This window comes from Pseudomonas sp. PS01299, assembly GCF_029960145.1.
Lineage (GTDB): Bacteria > Pseudomonadota > Gammaproteobacteria > Pseudomonadales > Pseudomonadaceae > Aquipseudomonas > Aquipseudomonas putida_A.
Genome location: NZ_JASCPO010000008.1, coordinates 1 through 23,518, shown reverse-complemented (window position 1 = coordinate 23,518; position 23,518 = coordinate 1). Strand labels below are relative to the sequence as shown.

The following is a 23,518-nucleotide window of genomic DNA, read 5'->3' as shown; positions in this document are numbered from 1 at the left end:
TTGGGTTTGTTGGGTTTATCTGTCCTCGCATAAGAAAATTTTCTTACCCTTACTTTCGGTTCAAATAACGTCATGCATGCGCGTGCGCGACACCAAACCCAACACACCCCGCACAGCAGCCGCAAACCCGCGTAATTCAAGGCCCGAAATTGTGTGGGGTTCCAAAAACCAACCCAACACACGCCCGACACACCCAACACACTTTTATGCGCACTCATGCTGCAGCCGCCTTGACGTGTTCCCAGTTGTCCACGTTCCACCCAGCCAACTTCGCCTGTGCGCGCCAGTTGCAGACTGTCTTGCCCAGATCGGCCGCCTTCAATGATGGGGGCTGGGAAGCGTCAGGATCATTAGGGAAGAAGAACGCGCCAAACCGCCTGTTACTACCTTCAGTCCAGGGGATAGAGCGGGTCTTATCGACTTCAGAGCCGAGGAACAACGAGAACTTGGTCTGGCTCATCACGTGCTCTTTGTTGCGGTGACACCACTCAAGAAATAGCGAATAGAGGTCAGTCGAAAGGCACACACCCCACAAATCGCGACCCAGCTCGCCGAACTTCCAGAGGTTCAGGAACGTTTGCCACCCAGCCCGACTCAAAGCCACCAGTCGTTCACGTGCCGCCGTGCTCGGTGGCCGAGTGCGCTCGTCAAAGTCACCAAGGTCAACCGACAACAACCAGCCGTAGAGCGCCGCAACCCCGCCATTTTTCAACTCATGGCCGATAGCTTTCTGCCGGACTTCGGGCAGGGTCTGTTCGGGCCACATCACCAACATCCGCCGATCACTCTCGCTGATGGGCCACGGCATGATCTCGTTGCTTAGGAACACCGCATTCATATGGTTGGCCTCTTCCCAGCCATTGATGAACTTCGATTCCATGCGCACCGTCTTGCCGGTGATCAAATGCTTGATCTTGCCCACCTGGTTGTAACGCTGGTCACGACTGACAACCTCTTCAAACACCGACCAGAGCTTTCGGCTTTGCCAGGCGTTGAAGTTACTTTCGAGCTGCGTCTGCCCAACCGTGGCCGCGTACTGACCGTAAAGCATCCCCAATGCATCAGCGAACAGCAGGCTTTTACCGGAGCCTTCCATGATGGAATGCATCAAAACAGCCGTGTCCATCTTGGCGCCGAGGTGCTGAAGCGGGTATGCCATCCACCGCGTCAACCAACGCGCTGCGTCCTCATCGTGGTTGCACAGGAACGAAATCAGCCAGCGCAGGTTTGCGCAGGCTTCATCATCATTGACCGGCTCAAGCGGCAGACCATCGAACGTGTTGATGTAGATGCTCGGGTCTTTGGTCATCGTCGGGTCAAACACAATGTGGTCAACATCGACCACCCGCCGCTCACTGCTGTTCAACCACAATGGGTACGTGTCGCCCAGGGCCATCTTCACTGCACCCTCTGCAACACGCCGCTTCTTCTCTCTGTCCCATACGTCTTTAGTGCCGTCGATGTACACGTAACGCTCTGTCGGAGGCATACCGAAGGCGCCGCCCTTTTTGCCCGCCATTCGCCGCGACTGCTCGATATCACGGACATGGTCATCCGAAATCAGCTTGCGACGCTCGGTGTCCTCTAACCACTGTTTGGCCAATGGCTTACCGACCCGAGCTTCGAATGCGGACTTTTTCATAACTCGCGATTGGTCGAAGTCCCACACGTGGGTTGTGCCTTCCACCAATGCAAATCGCCGAAGGATGTGCTCAAGCGTCAACACGTCCCCCGCACCCCCATCAGGAGCCGGAGCGGCCTCGCTGTCTGCGGTCACCCCCGAGCTCGGCTCGTTCAGGTCATCAGATGGGGTCGGGGGAAGATCCCGCGGATCAGGCCGCGTTGAATGCTGCATACCCAGCATGCGCGCAGCATCCTTCACCGCCTTCGACTGATCACCGCCGTGCTCGAGCAAACAGAACACCTCAAAGGCATCGTTCTGATGACCATTCGCGAGCGGATCGGCCCCATGGTGCGAGTAAACCTTGCCCTCGCTGATTGTCACACCCGGTAGGCCGGTGCTGCTTTGTGGATACAACCACTTGCTGCCCCGCTTGATATACGCGTTGGCCCGCAGCAACTCTTCAACGTCGTGACAGCGATTGAACTCGTCAATCACCGATGGCGACTTACCCGCCGCCGGCGCCGAGCGCTTGACGGCCTTCGGCGCCGGAGCTGCGGGTTTAATTGCCCAGGGGCATGCTGCTTCAGCATCGCGCTTGAAGATGTCCCAGTTTTGCCAGATGGCCAGCAGATCGTTGGTCAGCGTTGGCAAACCGTCCGTGCCGTTGGGCGGGGTTTTCCAGATGTAAGGCTTGCCGGTACCAGGATGAATCGACGGCGGGAACACGTCCTGCACCAGGCCGGCACGAAGTTCAAACACCGTGAAACGTTTGTACTCTTCAGCTTCGGCGCGGGCAGCAGCCTCGCCGGCGACATCGCCCTGCTCTTTCGCGGCCTTCGCCGTGTCCATCAGGCCTTTGTGAATCGAGCCATCCGGGTCCTTTTCATTTGGCCAGGAAAGAGAATGCCGGGTCAGCTCAATGCCGTCCGGCAACTTGAACAAAACTCGAAACCGCAGGGGGTTACCAACGATGGTCGGATACACGACAGCCATGGCATCCAGATCCACGCCCAACAGCTCGTAAAGCACGTGGCGCGTCCACTGCACATCGTCAACATCCAACGAGCAGACGCGACTCGGCCCGAGCACGACGCCCAGATTGTGGTTCGGATTTCTTTGCCAGAATGCTTCGGCTGCCGCAGGGTCGGTGATGAACCCGCCCGGCTTGTTCCAGCCAATGCCTTTCGGCGCCTTTTCACCAGGTTCAATGGCGACCAAGGCAAGACCGAAGGTGTTGATGTAACGCTTTGCCCACGTGGCGATGGCTATTCCTTTGGCCGGTTCACTCATCGCCGAGCCTCCCGCAACCCCTGACAGTGGACGCAGGTCTCGCAACCCTCAATCGTCTGCTGTCGAAGCAACGGGATAGGATCGTCACAATCCTCGCAGAACTGAGCACTGACACGGCTCGATGGCACGCGACGACTGCGATGAAGGGCAACGTCGAGCAGGTATTGCGCCTGGTCGTTGGCGCGATCGATATCGTCAGCCATTGACGCGGTCCTCCATCGCCTGACGAGCACCCGCCATGATGCCGAGGATTTCGCGGATAACGTCCATGCCCTGCTTTTCGAGGTCCAAGACTTCGTGAAGCTCCCAGATATTGTCGGCAGCACCATCGTGCATCGCAGCCACAAACTCACCGGTCTCGCCGAGCAACTTGCCTACAGCTTTAAGAGCATCACGCGTTGCCGGTACCGGTACCGGGCGATACCAGACCGCACCCGCCGGACGCATCAACGCGTCAAGCAAGCGCGGGTCAGCAGTCAACCTGATCACATCTTCAAGCTCATCAGGGTTCAGCCAGCGGCGCTCTTCGTCGAGCTTAAGTTTCTTTTGAAGGGTGTCGTTATCCAACACCATCTCAAAGGCAAGGGCGGTGATTCCGCCCTTGAAGTCACGACCAGCGCGATAGATCGCCTGACGTAGAGGAAGAACCGGACCAGCGTCCGGCAAAAGATCTGTGCGACTCATAACCGTAAATCCCCTGTTTACGGTGTAGCCATAGTCCAGGGTTAACCCTATCCTACAACCACGACCGATGTGCATGTGCTGTGTGTCGTCGTAGCTGAGCTGGGGGATCTTTGGTGAGAGGCCCCAGCTCGGCACCTTAATTAAGCAGCCTTTGATTCCTGAAGGTCTTGCGGCACACAGAAAACATCAGGTCGAAGTCGAAACCGAGAAACACCGGTCATCAACTCGGCCCGCACCACAAGCTCCGCGGGCAAATATCCCCGCTTCAGCCAATACGAGACGATCTGCTGCGAAACCACACGTCCCGGGCTCGACATGACCTGCGCGAAGGCGACCTGACCTTTGGCCGCCTCGACAGCTTCAACCAGCGCTAAGCGCATCTCATCAGAGTGGTTCATGGGGACCTCAGAGCAGAAAGTACAAACAGAAATTACAGCTAAATTTGTATTTACGCAACAAATTAGCGTGTTGGATGGAGTACAAAATCATTTGTATTATTCAGGGATGACTAAAGCCTCCAAGAATCCGTCGGCCGTAGCAGCCTTGTTCAAGGCACGCCGCAAAAAACTAAAGCTCAGCCAGGTCGCACTCGCCGAAAAAGTGAGAGCACTCTTGGGTCCCGAAGAAACGTTCAGTCAGCAGACGTACGCAGCATTCGAGGCGGGCGACACCAAAAATACCCGCTTCTCTATCCAGATCGCTCAGGTGCTCGGCATCTCGATTGAAGAAGTGGCCGCCCTGACCGGCGATCAAAAAAAATCAACCGTCCCTGAGGCGGTCATGCTCGGCCCAATTGAAGTGTGGGATGACGAGACCCCACTGGATGACGATGAAATCGAGGTTCCATTGCTCAAGGAAGTACAGCTTTCGGCAGGAAATGGCAGGGCTGTAACGCACGACCACGTAAGGTCCAAGCTGAGATTTGGAAAGATCACCCTACGCAGGCAAGGGGTCGAACCGGACAATGCCGTCTGCGTCACCGTCTCAGGCAACAGCATGGAACCAGTACTTCCAAACGGCAGCACCGTCGGCGTTGACCAGGGGAAAAAGGAATTTAAGGACGGGGATATTTACGCGCTTAGCCACAATGACGAGCTCCGCGTAAAAATGCTCTATCGCCTACCACTCGGCGGGATCAGGATGCGCAGCTTCAATAGAGACGAGTACCCCGACGAGGAATACACACTGGAAAGAATCCACTCGGAGTCGATAGTCATCATCGGCCGGGTGTTCTGGTACTCCGTTCTACGCTGAAAACAAACAAATTGAAGCCCGCCTTGAGCGGGTTTTTTTTCGGCCTCAAATCAAATACAAATTTGCCTGTTGACCTAAATACAAATTGAATTGTAGTCTTGTTCTCGTACCCCTCTCACCAAAGAGTACGAGCCATGCAAACCACACAGCACAGCAATACCCGCTGCCCCGTCTATCTGCATCCAGCGGCCGCCACCAGCCGTGCAGCAGTGATCGCCATTCAGCAAACCACCGGACTGTTGGTCATCACCAATGCACGTTGCAAGACCCGCACAGCCCAGCTGATCGACGCCAAAGACACTTCCCCATGGGGAGGTGACGCAGCATGAAGCAACTTTTGATCGGTCTCGCCGGCCGCGCACGCACCGGCAAAAGCACCGCCGCCACTCACCTAGTGAACGTTCACGGCTTTCAGGCTTACGCATTCGCAGATCCGTTACGCGAAGGACTGATGAACATCTTCAACCTGAGCCCATGCGACTTCGACGGCGCCCGCAAAGAGCAGCCCATTGGCTGGCTCGGCCGCTCGGCGCGCGAACTGATGCAGTCATTAGGGACTGAATGGGGCCGCAACCTGGTTCACCCAGAACTCTGGCTGCTGCTGGCTGAGCAGAACCTCGAATTCCTCGGGCAGACCCATGACACCGCGACCGGTTTCGTGATCAGCGATCTGCGATTCGAGAACGAAGCCGACTTTGTTCGCCAGCGCGGCGGGATCGTTGTCCACGTCGTCCGTCCTGATGCAACAGAGGTGAACCCACACGTCAGCGAATCGGGCATTGGCATTCAGGACAACGACCTGGTGCTGCACAACGACGGCGCACTCGACAACCTTTTTGGCCAGCTCGACGAGCTCTTCACCGCCTTGACCGCCCGCGTCGATAGCGACGCAGCCTGAGGACAGCGCCATGAACCGCACCCTGGACGAAACCGCCGCAGTGCTCGGCCTCAAACCCCGCGCCTTCCGCACCAGGTTGCGGGAGCTCGGCATTTTGAACACCAGCGGCGACCTTGCCAGCCAGCACCGTGAACGTGGCTACCTGTACTCGGACCCACGCAGCACCTTGATCCCTTCCATCAACAAATACCGGCACTACGCCGTAGTCATGGTGAAAGAGGAAGGGGTTGATTGGCTGGCTAAGAAGCTGGGAATCACCATCACGAACAAGGACGCCGCAGCATGAAAACCAATTACTTCAATGCATACACCCAAGCTCTCGGCGCCCTGCGACTGATCCCAATCTATCTGGACAGCCCGGGTGTGGTCAGCCGCGCCACGCTCATTGGCGCAGCGAGCGAAGCCATTGACCTGCTGGCCAGCATTCCTTGCCGCACGCTGGAACTGGCCGAAGTTTTCCGCTGCGTTAACGGCGTGATCCAAGAAGGCCAAGTCGCTTACGTCACCCCAACCAATTCACCCGAGCATCCATTCGGCGCCGTGGTCGCTGACGAAAAAGGCCAGATATGCGCCGCCGCCATAGGCAAAAGCAAAGAAGGCCTCGCCGAAATGATTCGCCTGAAGTTGGTGCCCCGATTGGAGGGGCACGGGGAGGACGCAGCGTGAGTAACACACTCGATCAACTTCGCCGCCAGTTCGCCACGCCATGCCCGACCTTGTCGGCGGTACGCGAACAGTACTTCACACACATCCGGACCGACCGTTACCTGCTGACCGAAATCAAGGCAGGCCGCATTGCGCTGGTCGTGAAGCGCCTGCACGGATCGGCTCGCGCTCAACGGGTGGTTTATCTGCACGACCTGGCCGACTTCCTCGATGCCCAAGCAACGAAGGAAGCGGCCTGAACCAACGGCGCCCCTGCCGTTCAGGGGCAAACAACTCGCACTCAATGAGGCACAGCACATGAGCAAAGCACGCCCCTTCATCGACACGCTACGGGACATCGAGGCCGGCGGCCTTCTCGATGAACTGAGCGAGGCCCAGTACAGCCTCATCGACGCCATTCGTCTGTCCGGCAAAGCCGGCAAGCTGGTGATCGAACTGAACTACAAGCCTGACGGGCGCGGCCAGATGAACATCAAGGCCGACGTCAAGGTGAAAGAACCGGTTCTGTCCCGCGGTACTTCCCTGTTCTTCCTGACACCTGAAGGCAACCTCACCCGTCGCGACCCACGCCAGCAAGATTTGCAGCTCCGCCCCGTGATTGAAGAAGAGAACCCCGCAAGCCTCCGCAACGTTTCGCAGTAAAGCCTCTCACCAAAAAATGGAGCACATCCAATGCAGCAAGCAATTCAACATCTTGTGACCCTAGCTCAAGCCCTGGGCAAACCGATTGACCATGATGATCTGGCCGCGCCATTTGCCCTGATTCCCGATGGCGTCGACATCAAATCGCTGGAACATCTGCAACACGCACCAACGCGCGTCCGCCAGAAGATTACTGTGCTTGATGCCGACAGCTTCATTGCCTACGTAAACCGTTTTGCTACCACAGCGACTGCTGTGTTCTGCAACGGCCCCGAAGGTCGCACCTTCTCGGCAGTGATCGATTACCACCAGCCCGATCTGCCTGCCTGGAGTGATCACACTGCAACGTACTGCTGCCCCATCACTGTCGAGTGGGGCCGCTGGAAAGCTGGCGATCGCAAGCGCATGGACCAGGCTACCTTCGCCGAGTTCGTCGAAGAGAACGTGAAAGACATCGTCGCACCAGACGACACCCCGACAGCACCAAGCGCCGCCGACATGCTGGAGATCAGCAGAACACTGGAAGCGAAGAAGAACATTTCATTTCGCCAAGGCACTCGCCTCGACAACGGCCAGGTTCAGCTGACCTACAACGAAGAGATCGACGGCCGCGCCGGCGAAACAGGGCAGCTCAACATCCCCGAACAGTTTTTCATCGGGGTTAAACCTTTCCTCGGTGGTGACGCCTTCTGCGTCCCTGCTCGCTTCCGCTACCGGATTGTCGATAGTCGCCTGCAAATGTGGTTCGAGCTGGTGCGCCCAGAGAAAGTACTGGAAGAGGCCTACAACGCGGTTCGCACGAAGATCAAAGGCGCGATCAACGAAGTACCTCTGTACGAAGCAACCCGGTAACTAAACCCGAAGCAACACCCCGCCGCCGTCCTCTCACCAACGATCCCGGCGGCGGGCTCTACTGAGGTACACAGCACATGCAAAATGAAACCTACATCATCCTTTTTGGCCTGCTGGCCGGCTGGGCGCTGACATCCTTCTACTTCCTCAAAGCGATGAAGCGAGTCAATCGCCTTCGCCATAGCGATCTCAAGCAGTATCAAACCGATCTCAACGAGGCTAAGCAACGCTACCTCGGGCTGTATCGTCAGACTTTGTCGTTCGGAACCTTCTTATCCCGCGAGGATGCCCATTTGCTTCTCAACACGGCAGATAGCCTTCGCCTCGCACAGGAAACGTGGAAGGCATTCCCTGGTACCGAGCCAGTAAGCGCAAAAGCAAATGCCCAGCAAGTCCAAATCAAACAGCTCGCGGACCGAGCCCTAACAACACTTGGAATGGCGTCCAAGCTGACGGCAGATTTCAACCGGCCGGAATGGACTGTCGGGCGAGGTGCAGCATGAGCTGGATCCTCACCCACAGCGGCATCCAGTTCAATCTGCTCAACCCTACCGCAGCTATGATCAGCCCTCGCGATATCGCCCACGCCTTGGCCAACCTGTGCAGATTCAACGGCCACACACGCGAGCACTACAGCGTTGCCCAACACAGCTTAATCGTGTGTGACCTGGTGCCGACAAAGCACCAGCTATCGGCTCTGATCCACGACGCCACCGAGGCATACCTCGGCGACATGACACGACCGCTCAAAGCGCTGATGCCCGAATACCGCGATGTCGAGCAACGGGTGTGGCACGCCATCTGCGACCGATTCAACATTCCCCTAGGCCTGCCAGACAGCGTCCTCCGCGCCGACATGGTGGCCCTTGCGACCGAGCGCCGCGACCTGATGCCTCACCACCCCGGCGAATGGCAATGCCTGAAGGGCATCCCGGCAATGCCCGAGCGAATCACCCCGCTGCCTGCCCAAGTCGCAAGCATGCAGTACTTCAGCCGCCTGATGGAGCTGATGCAAAGCGATCACCGTCGGGGTATGACGGCATGATCGAAGCCATTGACCTATTTGCCGGCCTCGGGGGCTTGACCCAAGGCGCCACGGATGCGGGCGTATCCGTCGTGTACGCCGCGAACCATTGGCCGGAGGCTGTCCATTGGCACAGCGCCAACCACCCAAATGCACAACACGCATGCCAGGACTTGAGGCAGGCGCGATGGGCCGACATGCCGAAACACGACCTCGGTCTGGCCGCGCCTTGCTGCCAAGGCCATACCAGAGCCCGAGGCAAAGGTGCGGACAATCCGGAACACGACGACTCACGTTCGACCGCCTGGGCAGTTGTGGACTGTGCAGAAAGCCGTCGACAAGAAGCCTGGGTGATCGAGAATGTTCCCGAGTTTATGAGCTGGACGCTTTACCCTGCCTGGGCCCAGGCGATGAAAGCGCTCGGCTACCAGCTCGCCCCCCATATCGTTGACTGCGCGGACCTAGGCGTGCCACAGCACCGCGTCAGACTGTTCATGATTGCTACCAAAAGCAAAGCACCTCTGCACCTCCAGCTTCCACGCTACGAGCATGTGCCGGCCAGCTCGTTTATCGACTTCGACTCTGGCAACTGGTCATCAATAGAAAAACCCGGCCGCGCTGAATCAACGTTGACTCGGGTAAAAAACGGCCGCGAAAAATTTGGGGAGCGGTTCCTGATGCCCTACTACGGCTCCGGATCTGGACTTACCGGCCGCAGTCTTGACCGACCGATCGGCACAATCACAACCCGCGATCGGTGGGCGGTAGTCGATGGGGACAAGATGCGGATGATCACCGCAGACGAAGTCCTGGCCGCTCAGACGTTTCCGGGCAGCACTCTCCGGCCGGACAGCCATCGACTGACCGTGCACATGGCGGGGAACGCGGTTCCACCTCTGGCAGGGAAGCGGATTATCCAAGCCCTCAAGGAGGCCGCATGACAGCCCTTCGCCGAACAGTCCGCATACGCCGCGGGCAAATGCCGCCCCTAGACCTCCAAACCATCTGCGACAAATGCGACAAGTCGCGGGCACACGGCAACCACCAACAATGCAGCAAGCAGCGCCAGGCCGAGGGCATCGCGCGCCGTGCAGGGGAGCAACAAAAATGAGCCTTCCACGCTGGGTAATGATCAACCGCGCATCCGAACTCACCGGCTATAGCGAAGACGCCATTCGCCACAAAGTGAAGAACGGAACCTGGGCACAGGGCCGCATCTGGCGCAAAACGCCAGACGGCCGCATCGCAATTAACATGACGGAGTACGACAAGTGGGCCGAGAGCGCACCGCAGGAAGCGGCCTAGAAGCCGAGTTGGCCAAACACAAAGGGATCGAGTTACACGGCGGCAACATTCGCGTCGTGTTCATGTGGCGGCGAGTCCGCTGCCGCGAATCCCTCGGCCTTCCAGTTACCAAAGCCAACATCAAACATGCCGCCCTACTCAGGGCGGCAATCATTCATGAGATCAAAACAGGGCACTTCGATTACACGCGCCACTTCCCCAACTCGAAGAACGCGACCAACTACAGCAACGTAAAGGACGAACGCTTGGCCGCGCTGATGGCCCGCTACAAACCGCTGAAAGCCGTCGACATTACCCCGATGACCGAAGAGAAATACGGTTACGCGCTGGATATCTGCACCGAACTATTGGGGCCAGATCGGTTGGCAGGCATCCTTTTGCCTGAAGATATCCAACTGCTTAGAACGCAACTGATCGCCACCCGGGCACCTTCGACCGCGAACCATTACCTGGCTACGTTCGCCGGCTTCCTGGCCTGGTGCGAGAACAACAGCTACTGCCGCAAAGGCCTGTCCACCGCCTGCATACGATTCGCAATGATCGGACGCGAACCAGATCCGCTGACAAAGGGCGAGTTTGAACAGTTGCTCGCCAAAGGATGCCTCCACCCGCAGGACTCAGCCGCAATCACACTTGCGGTCTACACCGGCCTTCGCCCGGGAGAGATGTGCGCGCTGGCTGTCGAAGACATCGACCTGGTCGCGGGACAGATCAACATCACCCGGGCCATCACTGCGGACGGCACGTTCAAAGTACCCAAGACCGGCAAACCGCGCGCCGTACTTCTGATGCCGCCAGCTGTCGAGGCCTGCAAAATTCTGATGGGGTTGGTGGCCGACCACGCACCGCGTGAGATAGAGGTGTACATGAACCGCCACGAAAGCCGCGTTGAAACAGTCACCCCGCTGCTGTCCCCAACAACGCAAGCCCGGAAGAAAATCATCAACCACTGGTTTATCCCCACATCGTGGAACACTAAGTGGGCAGCCATCCAAAAGCGTTCAGGGATTCGCCCACGCCGGCCGTACCAGACTCGGCACACCTACGCCTGCTGGTGCCTGACTGCCCGTGGTAACCTTGCGTTCATTGCAAAGCAAATGGGCCACAAGGACTTCACCATGCTGGTCGAGGTGTATGCCAAGTGGATGGACGACGAGTCGCCGACCGAGCTTCTACACATCTGGTCAGGCATTCAAAAGCAAACCAAAAAGCCCCATTTTTGCCCCACACTTTTGAACGAATAACGCTAAGCCACTGATGAATAAAGCAATTTCAGATTTATCCAGTCACACCCCGATGATGCAGCAGTACTGGCGTCTGAAGAACCAGCACCCGGATCAGCTGATGTTCTATCGCATGGGCGACTTCTACGAGATCTTCTATGAAGACGCGAAGAAGGCGGCCAAGTTGCTCGACATCACTCTGACCGCGCGCGGCCAGTCGGCGGGGCAAGCGATCCCGATGTGCGGGATTCCTTACCACGCGGCGGAAGGTTACCTGGCGAAACTGGTCAAGCTCGGTGAGTCGGTGGTGATCTGCGAGCAGGTCGGCGATCCGGCCACCAGCAAGGGCCCGGTAGAACGTCAGGTGGTACGGATCATTACCCCGGGCACGGTCAGCGACGAAGCGCTGCTCGATGAACGCCGCGACAACCTGATTGCCGCCGTGCTAGGCGACGAGCGCCTGTTCGGTCTGGCAGTGCTGGACATCACCAGCGGCAACTTCACTGTGCTCGAGATCAAGGGCTGGGAAAACCTGCTGGCGGAGCTGGAGCGAGTCAACCCGGTGGAACTGCTGATCCCGGACGATTGGCCGAAAGACCTGCCGGCGGAAAAGCGCCGTGGTGTGCGTCGTCGTGCGCCGTGGGATTTCGAGCGTGATTCGGCGCTGAAAAGTCTCTGCCAGCAGTTTTCCACACAAGACCTGAAAGGCTTCGGTTGTGAAACCCTGACCCTGGCCATCGGCGCCGCCGGTTGCCTGCTGGCCTACGCCAAGGAAACCCAGCGCACCGCCCTGCCCCATCTGCGCAGCCTGCGCCATGAGCGTCTGGACGACACCGTGGTGCTCGACGGCGCGAGCCGCCGCAACCTCGAACTCGACACTAACCTGGCTGGTGGTCGCGACAACACCCTGCAATCGGTGGTTGATCGCTGCCAGACCGCCATGGGCAGCCGCTTGCTGACCCGTTGGCTGAACCGTCCGCTGCGCGATCTGACCGTGCTGCTGGCGCGCCAGACCTCGATCACTTGTTTGCTCGACGGCTATCGCTTCGAAAAGCTGCAGCCGCAGCTCAAGGAAATCGGCGACATCGAGCGGATTCTCGCGCGTATCGGCCTGCGCAATGCGCGTCCCCGTGACCTCGCTCGCCTGCGCGATGCCCTCGGTGCCCTGCCGCAACTGCAAGTGGCGATGACCGACCTCGAAGCACCGCACCTGCAACGCCTGGCGACCACCACCAGCACCTACCCGGAACTGGCGGCGCTGCTGGAAAAAGCCATCATCGACAACCCGCCAGCAGTGATCCGCGACGGCGGCGTGCTGAAAACCGGTTACGACAGCGAACTCGACGAGCTTCAATCGCTGAGCGAAAACGCCGGCCAGTTCCTCATCGACCTCGAAGCCCGGGAAAAGGCCCGCACCGGTCTGGCCAACCTGAAAGTCGGCTACAACCGCATTCACGGCTACTTCATCGAACTGCCGAGCAAGCAAGCCGAATCGGCTCCAGCCGATTACATCCGTCGTCAAACCCTCAAGGGCGCCGAGCGTTTCATCACGCCCGAGCTGAAAGAATTTGAAGACAAAGCGCTCTCGGCCAAGAGCCGTGCCCTCGCTCGCGAGAAAATGCTCTACGAGGCGCTGCTGGAAGACCTGATCAGCCAGTTGCCACCGCTGCAGGACACTGCCGGCGCATTGGCCGAGCTGGACGTGCTGAGCAACCTTGCCGAGCGTGCGCTGAACCTTGATCTGAACTGCCCGCGCTTCGTCAGCGAGCCGTGCATGCGCATCACCCAGGGCCGTCACCCGGTGGTCGAGCAGGTGCTGACCACGCCGTTCGTGGCCAACGACCTGAGCCTGGATGACAACACCCGGATGCTGGTGATCACCGGCCCGAACATGGGTGGTAAATCCACCTACATGCGCCAGACCGCGTTGATCGTACTGTTGGCGCATATCGGCAGCTTCGTGCCGGCGGCCAGTTGCGAACTGTCGCTGGTGGACCGGATCTTCACCCGGATCGGCTCCAGCGACGACCTGGCCGGCGGCCGTTCGACCTTCATGGTCGAGATGAGTGAAACCGCCAACATTCTGCACAATGCCACCGAGCGCAGCCTGGTGCTGATGGACGAAGTCGGTCGCGGCACCAGCACCTTCGACGGTCTGTCCCTGGCATGGGCAGCGGCTGAGCGTCTGGCGCATCTGCGTGCCTATACTCTATTTGCCACGCACTATTTCGAACTGACCGTGTTGCCGGAAGCCGAGCCGCTGGTGGCCAACGTGCACCTCAACGCCACTGAGCACAACGAGCGCATCGTATTCCTGCACCACGTGTTGCCGGGGCCTGCCAGCCAGAGCTACGGCCTGGCGGTGGCGCAACTGGCCGGCGTGCCGAGTGAAGTGATCGTGCGTGCCCGGGAGCACCTGAGCCGACTGGAAGACACCGCTTTGCCGCATGAAGCGCCCAAGCCTGCCGTCAAAGGCAAACCGGCGGTCCCGCAGCAGAGCGACATGTTTGCCAGCCTGCCGCACCCAGTGCTCGATGAGTTGGCGAAAGTGGATCTCGATGACCTGACCCCGCGTCGAGCGCTCGAATTGTTATATGCACTTAAGAACCGGATCTAAGCAGCGAAGAACCGGATATAACGCAAACGGCTTCAAGCTGTTAGAATCTCGCGCGGTTTGGGATGCTGCTGGCTAATAGCCTGGCTGGCAGACATCGCTCCCGAACCTGGCGACCCCAACCGTGAAGGGGCTACGCTGCCGCCGCCTGAGGAGAAAATTAGAAATGACCTTCGTCGTCACCGACAACTGCATCAAGTGCAAGTACACCGACTGCGTAGAAGTCTGTCCGGTGGACTGCTTTTACGAAGGCCCGAACTTCCTGGTGATTCACCCGGACGAGTGCATCGACTGCGCCCTGTGCGAACCGGAATGCCCGGCCGTCGCGATTTTCTCTGAGGACGAAGTTCCGGAGGATATGCAGGAGTTCATTCAACTGAACGTTGAATTGGCTGAAATCTGGCCGAACATCACCGAGAAGAAAGAATCGCTGCCGGATGCCGAAGAGTGGGATGGCGTCAAAGGCAAGATCAAAGACCTCGAACGCTGATCTGTCGCGCGTTACCAAAAGGCCCCTTGCGGGCCTTTTTGCTTTTTCGGATTTTACTTTTCTACAGGCAAAAAAAGGGGCGGTTTGACCCGCCCACATTTTTTCCCTATTCCCTGTATTCCTTTACATCGTCCTGATGAATCGCGTCCTGCGATGTCCATTCCCCTCTTCCTTGAAGGGCGTGTCTGTCCGTCGACACAGTGCTGATACTAGAGAGTTCCCTGCCGAGAGCAATCGGCCCCGCAGGGTGAAAGTCGCTGTAATAAGCACTTCATATTAAAAAATAAACATATAAATCAATTGGTTAAACACGACTCTCGGCAGAAGTCGACGTCTACCGTCCTGCAAAAATGGGGAACGCTTACGAAAGAGTAAGCCAAGGCTTACACCGCGAGACTACAAACGATGGAAATGCTGACCATTTGTCCGGCAATGAACTTTGTGGCGAGGGAGCTTGCTCCCGCTTGAGTGCGCAGCGCTCATGAACCTTTAGGGTTGCTGCGCAACCCGGCGGGAGCAAGCTCCCTCGCCACAGACAGTCATCAGCCAATATCCGAGCAATAAAAAAGCCCCGAACCAGTCGGGGCTTCTTGCGGCAGGCGTGTGAGGCGCTTACTGAAACAGCGACTCGCTCGACAGGCCATTCTTCTCGAGGATTTCGCGAAGGCGCTTGAGGCCTTCCACCTGGATCTGCCGCACCCGTTCCCGGGTCAGGCCGATCTCCAGGCCTACGTCTTCCAGCGTGCTGCTCTCATGGCCGCGCAGGCCGAAGCGGCGTACGACCACCTCGCGCTGCTTGTCGGTCAGTTCCGAGAGCCATTGATCGATGCTCTGCGACAGGTCGTCATCCTGCAGCAGTTCACATGGATCGGTCGGACGGTCATCCGTCAGGGTGTCCAGCAGGGTTTTATCCGAATCCGGACCCAGCGAGACGTCGACCGAAGAAACCCGCTCGTTCAGGCCGAGCATGCGCTTGACCTCGCCCACCGGTTTTTCCAGCAGGTTGGCGATTTCTTCGGGTGAGGGTTCGTGATCGAGCTTTTGCGTCAGCTCCCGTGCCGCCCGCAGGTACACGTTGAGCTCCTTGACCACATGGATCGGCAACCGGATGGTCCGGGTCTGATTCATGATCGCGCGCTCGATGGTCTGACGGATCCACCAGGTCGCGTAGGTCGAGAAGCGGAAGCCACGCTCGGGATCGAACTTTTCCACTGCGCGGATCAGGCCGAGATTACCCTCTTCGATCAGATCCAGCAGCGACAGCCCCCGATTGACGTAACGCCGGGCGATCTTCACGACCAGCCGCAGGTTACTTTCAATCATGCGCTTGCGCCCGGCAGGGTCGCCACTTTGCGACAGACGCGCAAAATGAACTTCTTCCTCCGGGGAGAGCAGTGGTGAAAAGCCGATTTCGTTGAGATACAGCTGCGTGGCATCGAGTGCCCGAGTGTAGTCGATGTACTTGTGTTGTTTAAGTGAAGCGGATTGTCTGGATTTGGAACGAACGGAAGGTGGAGCAGCCCCTTCATCATTCGACATCGAAGATTCCGAATCGATGCCGGCCTCCATAAGGAGAACCTCATCGTCGATGTCAAACTCCGGCACTTCTTTACTGAGAGCCATTGTTATAGTCCTTTGGTGAGTTCGACCCCAAGCTCAAGCGACGCCTTTATCCTTGGCAGCGCTGGAGCCTGTCCCCTCTACGCGACGGAACAGGCTGGCCTCAAATCAACGTTTGGGCAGGAACTGCAGCGGATCTACAGGTTTACCTTGGCGGCGAATCTCAAAATGCAGTTTCACCCGGTCTGTACCCGTGGACCCCATTTCGGCAATTGTCTGTCCGACCTTGACCTGCTGCCCCTCCCGAACCAACAGCCTGCGGTTATGTCCGTAGGCACTGACGTAGGTTTCGCTGTGTTTGATGATGACTAATTCGCCGTAGCCCCTTAAGCCACTCCCGGCGTAAACCACCGTCCCATCAGACGCAGCTAAAACAGGCTGTCCCAAATCTCCGGCGATATCAATTCCTTTATTCAAACTACCGTTTGAAGAGAATTTTCCAATCAGAATGCCATTAGATGGCCATCCCCAGCCGGTCGGGGCCGGGCCCGGTGGAGGCATCGGAGCCGGAGTCGATTTGTTCGCGACGGACGGTGCAGCCCCCGCAGCAGCGGCTCCGGAGCCGGTCACGGTGGTGGTCGTCGTGCCATTCGCCTGGCGCCGGATTACCGTGGTTTTGCTCGACGATGATGGCGCGGAACTGCCGTTGCTCACCACCGCTGTCGGTGTTGAACCGGTGCGGCCGTCAAAGCGAATTGTCTGACCCGGGTGGATCGTATACGGCGTAGGAATATTGTTGCGGGCCGCGAGGGCTTTGTAGTCCCAGCCATAGCGAAAAGCGATGGAAAACAGCGTATCGCCCGGACGGACTACATACTGCCCGGTCGTGACGGCCGGACGCTGGGCCGCCGCGCTGTTGCGATCGACCACCCGCACGTTGCTCGATTTGGTGCTGGAGCAACCGACCAGCAAGGTGCTCAATACAAGGCCAGTCACCAGGCGCTGAAAGCTCGTGTTACCCATACGCTGCGCAATGACTGTGAGACTCACCCGCCGCTCCCTTTGTGGTGGCTGAAATATGTTGAATGCCGAATCGCGGCAAGTAGTGTCGCAAGTATAACGGGCCGAACCGGCTTTACCGTTAAAGATGCGAAAACGCTTCACGCACACGTTTGCCCGTGGACAGTTCGTAGCGTTTAAACCATCACTGCCGGTGTAAGACACAGGCCAGCGCAAGGAATTCAGCGCCCACAAATAAATGCTCAGGCCAGCGGGCCATTGAGCAATGGCACGAAGCGCACAGCTCCCAATACGTGACGGGAAAAGCCGTGTTCTTCACGCACGATCAGCATCAGTTGCTGCACTTCCCCCGAGCCGACCGGAATCACCATCCGCCCACCCGGTGCCAGTTGATCGAGCAAGGCCTGCGGCACGTCGGTCGCGACCGCGGTGACGATAATGCCGTTGTAAGGCGCCAGCGCCGGCCAGCCTTCCCAGCCATCGCCCCAGCGGAACACCACGTTGCGCAAGTTAAGCTCGACCAGGCGTTCCTTGGCCCGATCCTGCAGGACCTTGATGCGTTCGACCGAAAATACCCGCTCAACCAGTTGCGACAGCACGGCTGTCTGATATCCCGAACCGGTCCCGATCTCCAGCACCTTGTCCAGCGGCCCCGCCTCCAGCAGCAGCTCGCTCATGCGCGCCACCATATAAGGCTGGGAGATGGTCTGGTTGTGGCCGATCGGCAGTGCGGTGTCTTCGTACGCGCGGTGCGCCAGCGCTTCATCGACAAACAGATGACGCGGCGTACGGCGGATCACTTCCAGCACCTTGGCGTTGGACAGGCCTTCTTCATACAGCCGCTGGATCAGACGTTCACGGGTGCGCTGCGACGTCATGCCGATGCCGCTGCGCAGTCTGTCTTCGTGTTCACGAGCCATCAGCGCAGTTCCTCCAGCCAGCCGTCGAGACTTCTGAAGGCATCATTGAAAGTGCGATCGAGCTGCAACGGCGTGATCGACACATACCCCTGCATCACCGCATGAAAGTCAGTGCCCGGGCCGCCGTCTTCGGCATCACCGGCCGCAGCAATCCAGTAGCCGGCCTTGCCACGCGGGTCGACCACTTTCATCGGCGCCGCAGCACGGGCGCGATGGCCCAGACGGGTCAACTGAATGCCACGAATATGATCGATCGGCAGATTGGGAATGTTCACGTTCAGCACCGTGCGCGGCGGCAGGTCCAGCCCGGCGTGGGCCTCGACCAGTTTGCGCGCGAAATGTGCCGCTGTCGCCAGGTTGTCCACCTGTCGTGAGCACAGCGAGAACGCAAACGAAGGGCGCTCGAGAAAGCGTCCTTCGAGGGCTGCCGCCACAGTGCCGGAATACAGCACGTCATCGCCCAGATTGGCACCGAGATTGATCCCGGAAACCACCATGTCCGGCTCGCGCTCCAGCAGGCCGTTGAGGCCCAGGTGCACGCAGTCGGTCGGCGTACCGTTGAGACTGATGAAACCGTTGGCCAGGTATTGCGGGTGCAACGGACGGTCGAGCGTCAGCGAACTGCTGGCGCCGCTTTTGTCCTGCTCCGGGGCGATAACCACGCACTCGGTGTAATCCGCCAGCGCAGCATAAAGCGCGGCGAGACCGGGTGCGGTTACCCCATCGTCGTTAGAAATCAGAATACGCATGGGCTGTCCGTCTGCCCCACCGGCACCAGATCAACGAGTTCGCGCACCAATACGGTGGCGAAGCATCCGGCCGGGAGGACGAATTCCAGTTGCAGAATGTCAGGCTGGGGATAATGCCACGACAACCCGCCAATGGGCAGCCGCAGGATGCGACGTTCGTGGCTCATTCCGGCATTGATCAACCAATCGCGCAGATCCGCCTCACGCTCGGCAATCCCCTGCTCCAGATCATGGACAGCGCCGGCGGCCGGTGAGTCACCTTCGCCCCACTGCGGACCGGTCGGGTGCAGGTCGAGAATCGCCAGGCGCGGATCGCTGCATTCGGCCTCACCGGCCGGGAAAAAACTGCGGCTGTCGGTGAACGCCAGCAGATCGCCGACTTGCGCCTGCTGCCAGGTGCCATCGGCCACCCGGGCGGCCAGTACCTGATTGAACAGAAAACTGCGCGCCGTCGATAGCAGCCGCGAGCGCACATTGCGCTGCTCCGGTAGCGCCTTGCGCGCCGCCCAGGCACGCGCATCAACGACGTTACCGCCGTCATGGCCGAAACGCTGGGCGCCGAAATAATTGGGAATGCCTTGCCTGGCGATGAGTTGCAGACGCTGCTCGATCGCATCCTTGTCGCCGGCAAACTGGGTCAGGCGCAAGGTGAAGCCGTTCGCCGAATGCGCGCCGCGTTGCAGCTTGCGCTTGTGCCGCGTGGTTTTAAGGATCTTCAGCGTGTCGTTTTCCGCCGCCGACAGATCCGGATCAGCCTTGCCCGGCAGTTGCACGCTGAACCACTGACGGGTCAACGCCTGACGATCCTTGAGCCCGGCATAACTGACGGTGCGCAACGGCACGCCGGCGGCCTTGGCAATTCGGCGCGCTGCTTCTTCGGTATTCAGGCCACGTTTTTCGACCCAGATCCACAGGTGCTCACCATCGCCGCTGAACGGGATGTCGAGCACTTCATCGACCTGAAAATCTTCGGCGATGGCTTTCAGAACCGCAGTGCCGAGTGGTTCGCCATAGGCCCGCGGGCCAAGCAATTGCAGTTCGTTCATGCGCGCAGCAACAAGGCAACGGAATGCACGGCGATGCCTTCTTCGCGACCGACAAAGCCGAGCTTTTCGGTGGTGGTAGCTTTCACGTTCACTTGATCCAGTTCAACTTGCAGATCGGCGGCGATCAACGCGCGCATCGCTTCGATATGCGGGGCCATTTTCGGTGCCTGAGCGACGATGGTGTTGTCGACGTTGCCGACTTTCCAACCCTTGGCGTGGATCAGCGCGACCACATGCCGCAGCAGCACACGGCTGTCGGCGCCCTTGAATTGCGGGTCGGTGTCCGGAAAGTGCTTGCCGATATCGCCCAGCGCGGCCGCGCCGAGCAAGGCATCGCTCAAGGCATGCAGCAGGACGTCACCGTCGGAATGAGCGAGCAGCCCGAAGCTGTGTGCAATGCGCACGCCGCCCAGAGTAATGAAATCGCCTTCAGCGAAACGGTGAACATCGTAGCCGTGGCCAATACGCATAAAAAAACGCCCCGATTTTTGTCAGGGCGTGATTCTACCTGCATTAACCGCGCAGGGCGCGTGCGTGATGCTGCAAGTGGTCGTCAATGAAGCTTGAGATGAAGAAATAGCTGTGGTCGTAGCCCGGTTGCAGGCGCAGCGTCAGCGGATGACCCGCTTGTTTTGCAGCTTGTTGCAGGGCTTCGGGTTTGAGCTGCGTGGCGAGGAAGTCATCGCGATCCCCCTGATCGACCAGCAACGGCAGTTTCTCGTCGGCGTCAGCAATCAGCGCGCAGGCATCCCATTCTTTCCACTTGGAACGGTCTTCGCCCAGATAGCGGGAGAATGCTTTCTGCCCCCACGGACAATCCATCGGGTTGTTGATCGGCGAAAACGCCGACACCGACTGGTAACGCCCCGGATTGCGCAGCGCGCAGACCAGCGCACCGTGACCGCCCATGGAGTGGCCGCTGATGCTGCGTTTGTCCGACGCCGGGAAATGCGCTTCAACCAGTGCAGGCAATTCCTGCACGACATAGTCATGCATCCGATAGTGCCGCGACCATGGTTCCTGCGTGGCATTCAGATAGAACCCGGCGCCAAGGCCGAAATCCCAGGCGCCATCCGGATCACCCGGCACATCCGGGCCGCGCGGACTGGTGTCCGGCGCGACGATGATCAGACCGAGTTCGGCGGCCATGCGCATCGCCCCGGCCTTCTGCATGAAGTTCTCGTCGGTGCAGGTCAGACCGGACAGCCAGTACAGCACCGGCAGCTTGCCACCCTGCTCCGCTTGCGGCGGCAGGTACACGGCAAACACCATGTCGCAGCCGAGCACGTCGGAACGGTGGCGATAGCGCTTGTGCCAGCCGCCGAAACTTTTCTGACAGGAGATGTTTTCCAGACTCATGTAAAGACTCCTACGCGGCCCCGGCTATAAACCTTCAAGGCCTGTAGCCGTGGCGTCGCGATTGATCAGAAATGAATGACGGTGCGGATGCTCTTGCCTTCGTGCATCAGGTCGAAGGCCTTGTTGATGTCTTCCAGACCCATGGTGTGGGTAATGAAAGTATCGAGCGGGATCTCGCCGCTCTGCGCCATGTCAACGTAGCTTGGCAACTCGGTACGACCACGCACGCCGCCAAATGCCGAACCACGCCAGACGCGACCGGTCACCAACTGGAACGGACGGGTCGAAATTTCCTGACCGGCACCGGCGACACCGATGATTACCGATTCGCCCCAGCCCTTGTGGCAGCATTCCAGCGCAGCGCGCATCAGCTGCACATTGCCGATGCACTCGAAGGAGAAGTCGACGCCGCCGTCGGTCATGTCGACGATCACTTCCTGGATCGGACGATCGAAGTCTTTCGGGTTGACGCAATCGGTGGCGCCCAACTGCTTGGCGATCTCGAACTTGGCCGGGTTGATGTCGATGGCGATGATCCGCGCGGCCTTGGCCTTCACTGCACCGATGACGGCCGACAGACCGATGCCGCCCAGACCGAAGATCGCCACAGTGTCACCCGGCTTGACCTTGGCGGTGTTGATCACCGCACCGATACCGGTGGTTACGCCGCAACCGAGCAGGCAGACCTTTTCCAGCGGCGCATCCTTGGCGATTTTCGCCACGGAGATTTCCGGCAGTACCGTGTATTCCGAGAACGTCGAAGTACCCATGTAGTGGAAAATCGTTTGGCCCTTGTAGGAAAAGCGCGAAGTGCCGTCCGGCATCAGACCTTTGCCCTGAGTAGCGCGAATCGCCTGACACAGGTTGGTCTTGCCCGACTTGCAGAATTTGCACTGGCCGCATTCCGGGGTGTACAGCGGAATCACGTGGTCACCGACGGCGACCGAGGTGACGCCCTCGCCAATGGCTTCAACGATCGCGCCACCTTCGTGGCCAAGGATCGACGGGAAGATGCCTTCCGGATCCGCACCAGACAGGGTGTAGGCATCGGTGTGGCAAACCCCGGAAGCCACCACGCGCAGCAACACTTCACCGGCCTTGGGCATGGCCACATCGACTTCTACGATTTCCAGCGGCTTCTTGGCCTCGAAGGCAACGGCGGCGCGCGACTTGATCATGCTGACTCTCCAGTGAATCCAATGAATAAAAAACCAGACCGGCAGTGTAGTTCAGCGCCAACTGATTAATAATCCGGACAAATGCAAAATATTATTGCTGTACAGGGATAATCAAATGTCCGAAAACCGCTGGGAAGGTATCGACGAGTTCGTCGCCGTCGCCGAATGCAGCCAATTCACCGCTGCGGCCGAACGCCTTGGAGTTTCTTCCTCACACATCAGTCGACAAATCGTACGGCTGGAGGATCGATTACAGACGCGCCTGCTCTACCGCAGCACCCGTCGTGTGACCCTGACCGAAGCCGGTCAGACCTTTCTGCAGCATTGTCAGCGCCTGCAGGACGGTCGCGAAGAAGCTCTGCGCGCGGTCGGCGACCTGACCAGCGAACCGAAAGGCATGCTGCGCATGACCTGCGCCGTGGCCTATGGCGAGCGGTTTATCGTGCCGTTGGTGACGCGGTTCATGGGGCAATACCCGCAACTGCGCGTTGATATCGAGCTGAGTAACCGCCAACTCGACCTGGTGCATGAAGGGTTGGATCTGGCGATCCGCCTGGGTCGCCTGCAGGATTCTCGATTGGTCGCCACCCGCCTGGCGCCGCGTCGGATGTACCTGTGCGCGTCTCCGTCCTACGTGGAACGGTATGGCCGCCCACACAGCTTGTCGGAACTGAGCCGGCACAATTGCCTGATCGGCAGTTCGGACCTGTGGCAACTGGAACAGAACGGCCGGGAGTTTTCCCAGCGCGTACAGGGAAACTGGCGCTGCAACAGTGGGCAAGCGGTGCTGGATGCGGCGCTGCAAGGGGTCGGCTTGTGTCAGTTGCCGGACTATTACGTGCTGGAGCATTTGCACAGTGGTGCGCTGATTTCGCTGCTGGAGGCGCATCAGCCGCCGAATACGGCGGTGTGGGCGTTGTATCCACAGCAGCGGCATTTGTCGCCGAAGGTGCGCAATCTGGTGGATTACTTGAAGGAAGGATTGGCCGAGCGGCCGGAGTATCGGGGCTGAGTGATGGGATGTCTGTGCGACCGCCTTCGCGAGCAAGCCCGCTCCCACAGGGGATCCGCAGTGGATGCAGATTGGGTGTCAGGCGCGAATCAAATGTGGGAGCGAGCT

The 23,518-nt window shown here is 59.0% G+C and carries 28 protein-coding genes; 16 read left to right on the top strand and 12 right to left on the bottom strand.

Annotated features, from left to right (window positions below; translation table 11 throughout):
• Positions 1–214: 214 nt before the first annotated feature.
• The 4 genes from QMX91_RS03505 to QMX91_RS03490 all read right to left on the bottom strand — a co-directional run bounded on the left by QMX91_RS03505 (position 215) and on the right by QMX91_RS03490 (position 3,996).
• On the bottom strand, positions 215–2,914 hold the full coding sequence (locus QMX91_RS03505) for a bifunctional DNA primase/polymerase (protein WP_282412231.1): 2,700 nt from the start codon (positions 2,912–2,914) through the stop codon (positions 215–217).
• The gene (locus tag QMX91_RS03500) at positions 2,911–3,117 is read right to left on the bottom strand and encodes a TraR/DksA C4-type zinc finger protein (RefSeq protein WP_282412230.1); all 207 of its coding nucleotides are present in this window, start codon (positions 3,115–3,117) and stop codon (positions 2,911–2,913) included. The genes QMX91_RS03505 and QMX91_RS03500 overlap by 4 nt, the downstream gene beginning before the upstream one ends.
• On the bottom strand, positions 3,110–3,598 hold the full coding sequence (locus tag QMX91_RS03495) for a phage regulatory CII family protein (protein WP_282412229.1): 489 nt from the start codon (positions 3,596–3,598) through the stop codon (positions 3,110–3,112). Before QMX91_RS03495 ends, QMX91_RS03500 begins: the two co-directional genes overlap by 8 nt.
• A 140-nt stretch (positions 3,599–3,738) precedes the next feature.
• On the bottom strand, positions 3,739–3,996 hold the full coding sequence (locus QMX91_RS03490) for a chaperone (RefSeq protein ID WP_282412228.1): 258 nt from the start codon (positions 3,994–3,996) through the stop codon (positions 3,739–3,741).
• 106 nt (positions 3,997–4,102) lie between these two features.
• Here QMX91_RS03490 and QMX91_RS03485 point away from each other — a divergent pair, with 106 nt between their 5' ends.
• The 15 genes from QMX91_RS03485 to fdxA all read left to right on the top strand — a co-directional run bounded on the left by QMX91_RS03485 (position 4,103) and on the right by fdxA (position 14,566).
• Positions 4,103–4,852 carry a helix-turn-helix transcriptional regulator gene (locus tag QMX91_RS03485; protein WP_282412269.1) on the top strand — a complete coding sequence of 250 codons (750 nt, stop codon included), beginning with the start codon at positions 4,103–4,105 and terminating at the stop codon, positions 4,850–4,852.
• 134 nt (positions 4,853–4,986) lie between these two features.
• Positions 4,987–5,181 (top strand): hypothetical protein, encoded by a 195-nt coding sequence (locus tag QMX91_RS03480; protein WP_282412227.1) that lies wholly within the window; start codon positions 4,987–4,989, stop codon positions 5,179–5,181.
• Entirely contained in the window at positions 5,178–5,750 is a 573-nt protein-coding gene (locus tag QMX91_RS03475; protein WP_282412226.1) for a deoxynucleotide monophosphate kinase, read from the top strand. Before QMX91_RS03480 ends, QMX91_RS03475 begins: the two co-directional genes overlap by 4 nt.
• A gap of 10 nt (positions 5,751–5,760) precedes the next feature.
• Positions 5,761–6,036, top strand: coding sequence for a hypothetical protein (locus QMX91_RS03470; RefSeq protein WP_282412225.1), 276 nt, complete (start codon positions 5,761–5,763; stop codon positions 6,034–6,036).
• Complete coding sequence (locus QMX91_RS03465; protein WP_282412224.1) at positions 6,033–6,416, top strand: hypothetical protein; 384 nt, start codon at positions 6,033–6,035, stop codon at positions 6,414–6,416. The genes QMX91_RS03470 and QMX91_RS03465 overlap by 4 nt, the downstream gene beginning before the upstream one ends.
• On the top strand, positions 6,413–6,655 hold the full coding sequence (locus QMX91_RS03460) for a pyocin activator PrtN family protein (protein WP_282412223.1): 243 nt from the start codon (positions 6,413–6,415) through the stop codon (positions 6,653–6,655). The genes QMX91_RS03465 and QMX91_RS03460 overlap by 4 nt, the downstream gene beginning before the upstream one ends.
• A 58-nt stretch (positions 6,656–6,713) precedes the next feature.
• Positions 6,714–7,058: a hypothetical protein gene (locus QMX91_RS03455; RefSeq protein WP_282412222.1), complete on the top strand. Its 345-nt coding sequence runs from the start codon at positions 6,714–6,716 to the stop codon at positions 7,056–7,058.
• A gap of 30 nt (positions 7,059–7,088) precedes the next feature.
• Positions 7,089–7,910, top strand: a complete 822-nt coding sequence (locus QMX91_RS03450) for a DUF2303 family protein (protein ID WP_282412221.1) — start codon at positions 7,089–7,091, stop codon at positions 7,908–7,910.
• Positions 7,911–7,987: 77 nt separating this feature from the next.
• The gene (locus QMX91_RS03445) at positions 7,988–8,413 is read left to right on the top strand and encodes a hypothetical protein (protein ID WP_282412220.1); all 426 of its coding nucleotides are present in this window, start codon (positions 7,988–7,990) and stop codon (positions 8,411–8,413) included.
• A complete protein-coding gene (locus QMX91_RS03440; RefSeq protein WP_282412219.1) occupies positions 8,410–8,955 on the top strand; it encodes a phosphohydrolase in 546 nt (181 codons plus the stop codon). Before QMX91_RS03445 ends, QMX91_RS03440 begins: the two co-directional genes overlap by 4 nt.
• A complete protein-coding gene (locus QMX91_RS03435) occupies positions 8,952–9,875 on the top strand; it encodes a DNA cytosine methyltransferase (protein WP_282412218.1) in 924 nt (307 codons plus the stop codon). The genes QMX91_RS03440 and QMX91_RS03435 overlap by 4 nt, the downstream gene beginning before the upstream one ends.
• Before the next feature lie 166 nt (positions 9,876–10,041).
• The gene (locus tag QMX91_RS03430) at positions 10,042–10,239 is read left to right on the top strand and encodes a hypothetical protein (protein ID WP_056856218.1); all 198 of its coding nucleotides are present in this window, start codon (positions 10,042–10,044) and stop codon (positions 10,237–10,239) included.
• 8 nt (positions 10,240–10,247) lie between these two features.
• Positions 10,248–11,483: a site-specific integrase gene (locus tag QMX91_RS03425; protein ID WP_282412217.1), complete on the top strand. Its 1,236-nt coding sequence runs from the start codon at positions 10,248–10,250 to the stop codon at positions 11,481–11,483.
• A 25-nt stretch (positions 11,484–11,508) separates the two neighbouring features.
• Complete coding sequence (mutS, locus tag QMX91_RS03420; RefSeq protein WP_282412268.1) at positions 11,509–14,079, top strand: DNA mismatch repair protein MutS; 2,571 nt, start codon at positions 11,509–11,511, stop codon at positions 14,077–14,079.
• 163 nt (positions 14,080–14,242) lie between these two features.
• Positions 14,243–14,566: a ferredoxin FdxA gene (gene fdxA, locus QMX91_RS03415; protein WP_003222178.1), complete on the top strand. Its 324-nt coding sequence runs from the start codon at positions 14,243–14,245 to the stop codon at positions 14,564–14,566.
• Between the two features lie 612 nt (positions 14,567–15,178).
• Here the strand turns inward: fdxA and rpoS are convergent.
• The 8 genes from rpoS to QMX91_RS03375 form a co-directional block, all read right to left on the bottom strand.
• Positions 15,179–16,189, bottom strand: a complete 1,011-nt coding sequence (rpoS, locus tag QMX91_RS03410) for an RNA polymerase sigma factor RpoS (RefSeq protein WP_007964304.1) — start codon at positions 16,187–16,189, stop codon at positions 15,179–15,181.
• 105 nt (positions 16,190–16,294) lie between these two features.
• Positions 16,295–17,176 carry a peptidoglycan DD-metalloendopeptidase family protein gene (locus QMX91_RS03405; protein ID WP_098967475.1) on the bottom strand — a complete coding sequence of 294 codons (882 nt, stop codon included), beginning with the start codon at positions 17,174–17,176 and terminating at the stop codon, positions 16,295–16,297.
• A gap of 212 nt (positions 17,177–17,388) precedes the next feature.
• A complete protein-coding gene (locus QMX91_RS03400; RefSeq protein WP_169841266.1) occupies positions 17,389–18,024 on the bottom strand; it encodes a protein-L-isoaspartate(D-aspartate) O-methyltransferase in 636 nt (211 codons plus the stop codon).
• 41 nt (positions 18,025–18,065) lie between these two features.
• Positions 18,066–18,815, bottom strand: a complete 750-nt coding sequence (gene surE, locus QMX91_RS03395; protein ID WP_047601272.1) for a 5'/3'-nucleotidase SurE — start codon at positions 18,813–18,815, stop codon at positions 18,066–18,068.
• The gene (gene truD, locus QMX91_RS03390) at positions 18,803–19,861 is read right to left on the bottom strand and encodes a tRNA pseudouridine(13) synthase TruD (RefSeq protein WP_098967473.1); all 1,059 of its coding nucleotides are present in this window, start codon (positions 19,859–19,861) and stop codon (positions 18,803–18,805) included. The genes surE and truD overlap by 13 nt, the downstream gene beginning before the upstream one ends.
• Positions 19,858–20,331, bottom strand: coding sequence for a 2-C-methyl-D-erythritol 2,4-cyclodiphosphate synthase (gene ispF, locus QMX91_RS03385; RefSeq protein ID WP_007964300.1), 474 nt, complete (start codon positions 20,329–20,331; stop codon positions 19,858–19,860). Before ispF ends, truD begins: the two co-directional genes overlap by 4 nt.
• Before the next feature lie 43 nt (positions 20,332–20,374).
• The gene (fghA, locus tag QMX91_RS03380) at positions 20,375–21,220 is read right to left on the bottom strand and encodes an S-formylglutathione hydrolase (protein ID WP_134785548.1); all 846 of its coding nucleotides are present in this window, start codon (positions 21,218–21,220) and stop codon (positions 20,375–20,377) included.
• A gap of 65 nt (positions 21,221–21,285) precedes the next feature.
• Complete coding sequence (locus QMX91_RS03375) at positions 21,286–22,398, bottom strand: S-(hydroxymethyl)glutathione dehydrogenase/class III alcohol dehydrogenase (RefSeq protein WP_027611042.1); 1,113 nt, start codon at positions 22,396–22,398, stop codon at positions 21,286–21,288.
• Between the two features lie 115 nt (positions 22,399–22,513).
• Between QMX91_RS03375 and QMX91_RS03370 the strand changes: the two genes are divergently transcribed.
• The gene (locus tag QMX91_RS03370) at positions 22,514–23,410 is read left to right on the top strand and encodes a LysR substrate-binding domain-containing protein (protein ID WP_282412216.1); all 897 of its coding nucleotides are present in this window, start codon (positions 22,514–22,516) and stop codon (positions 23,408–23,410) included.
• Positions 23,411–23,518 lie beyond the last annotated feature (108 nt).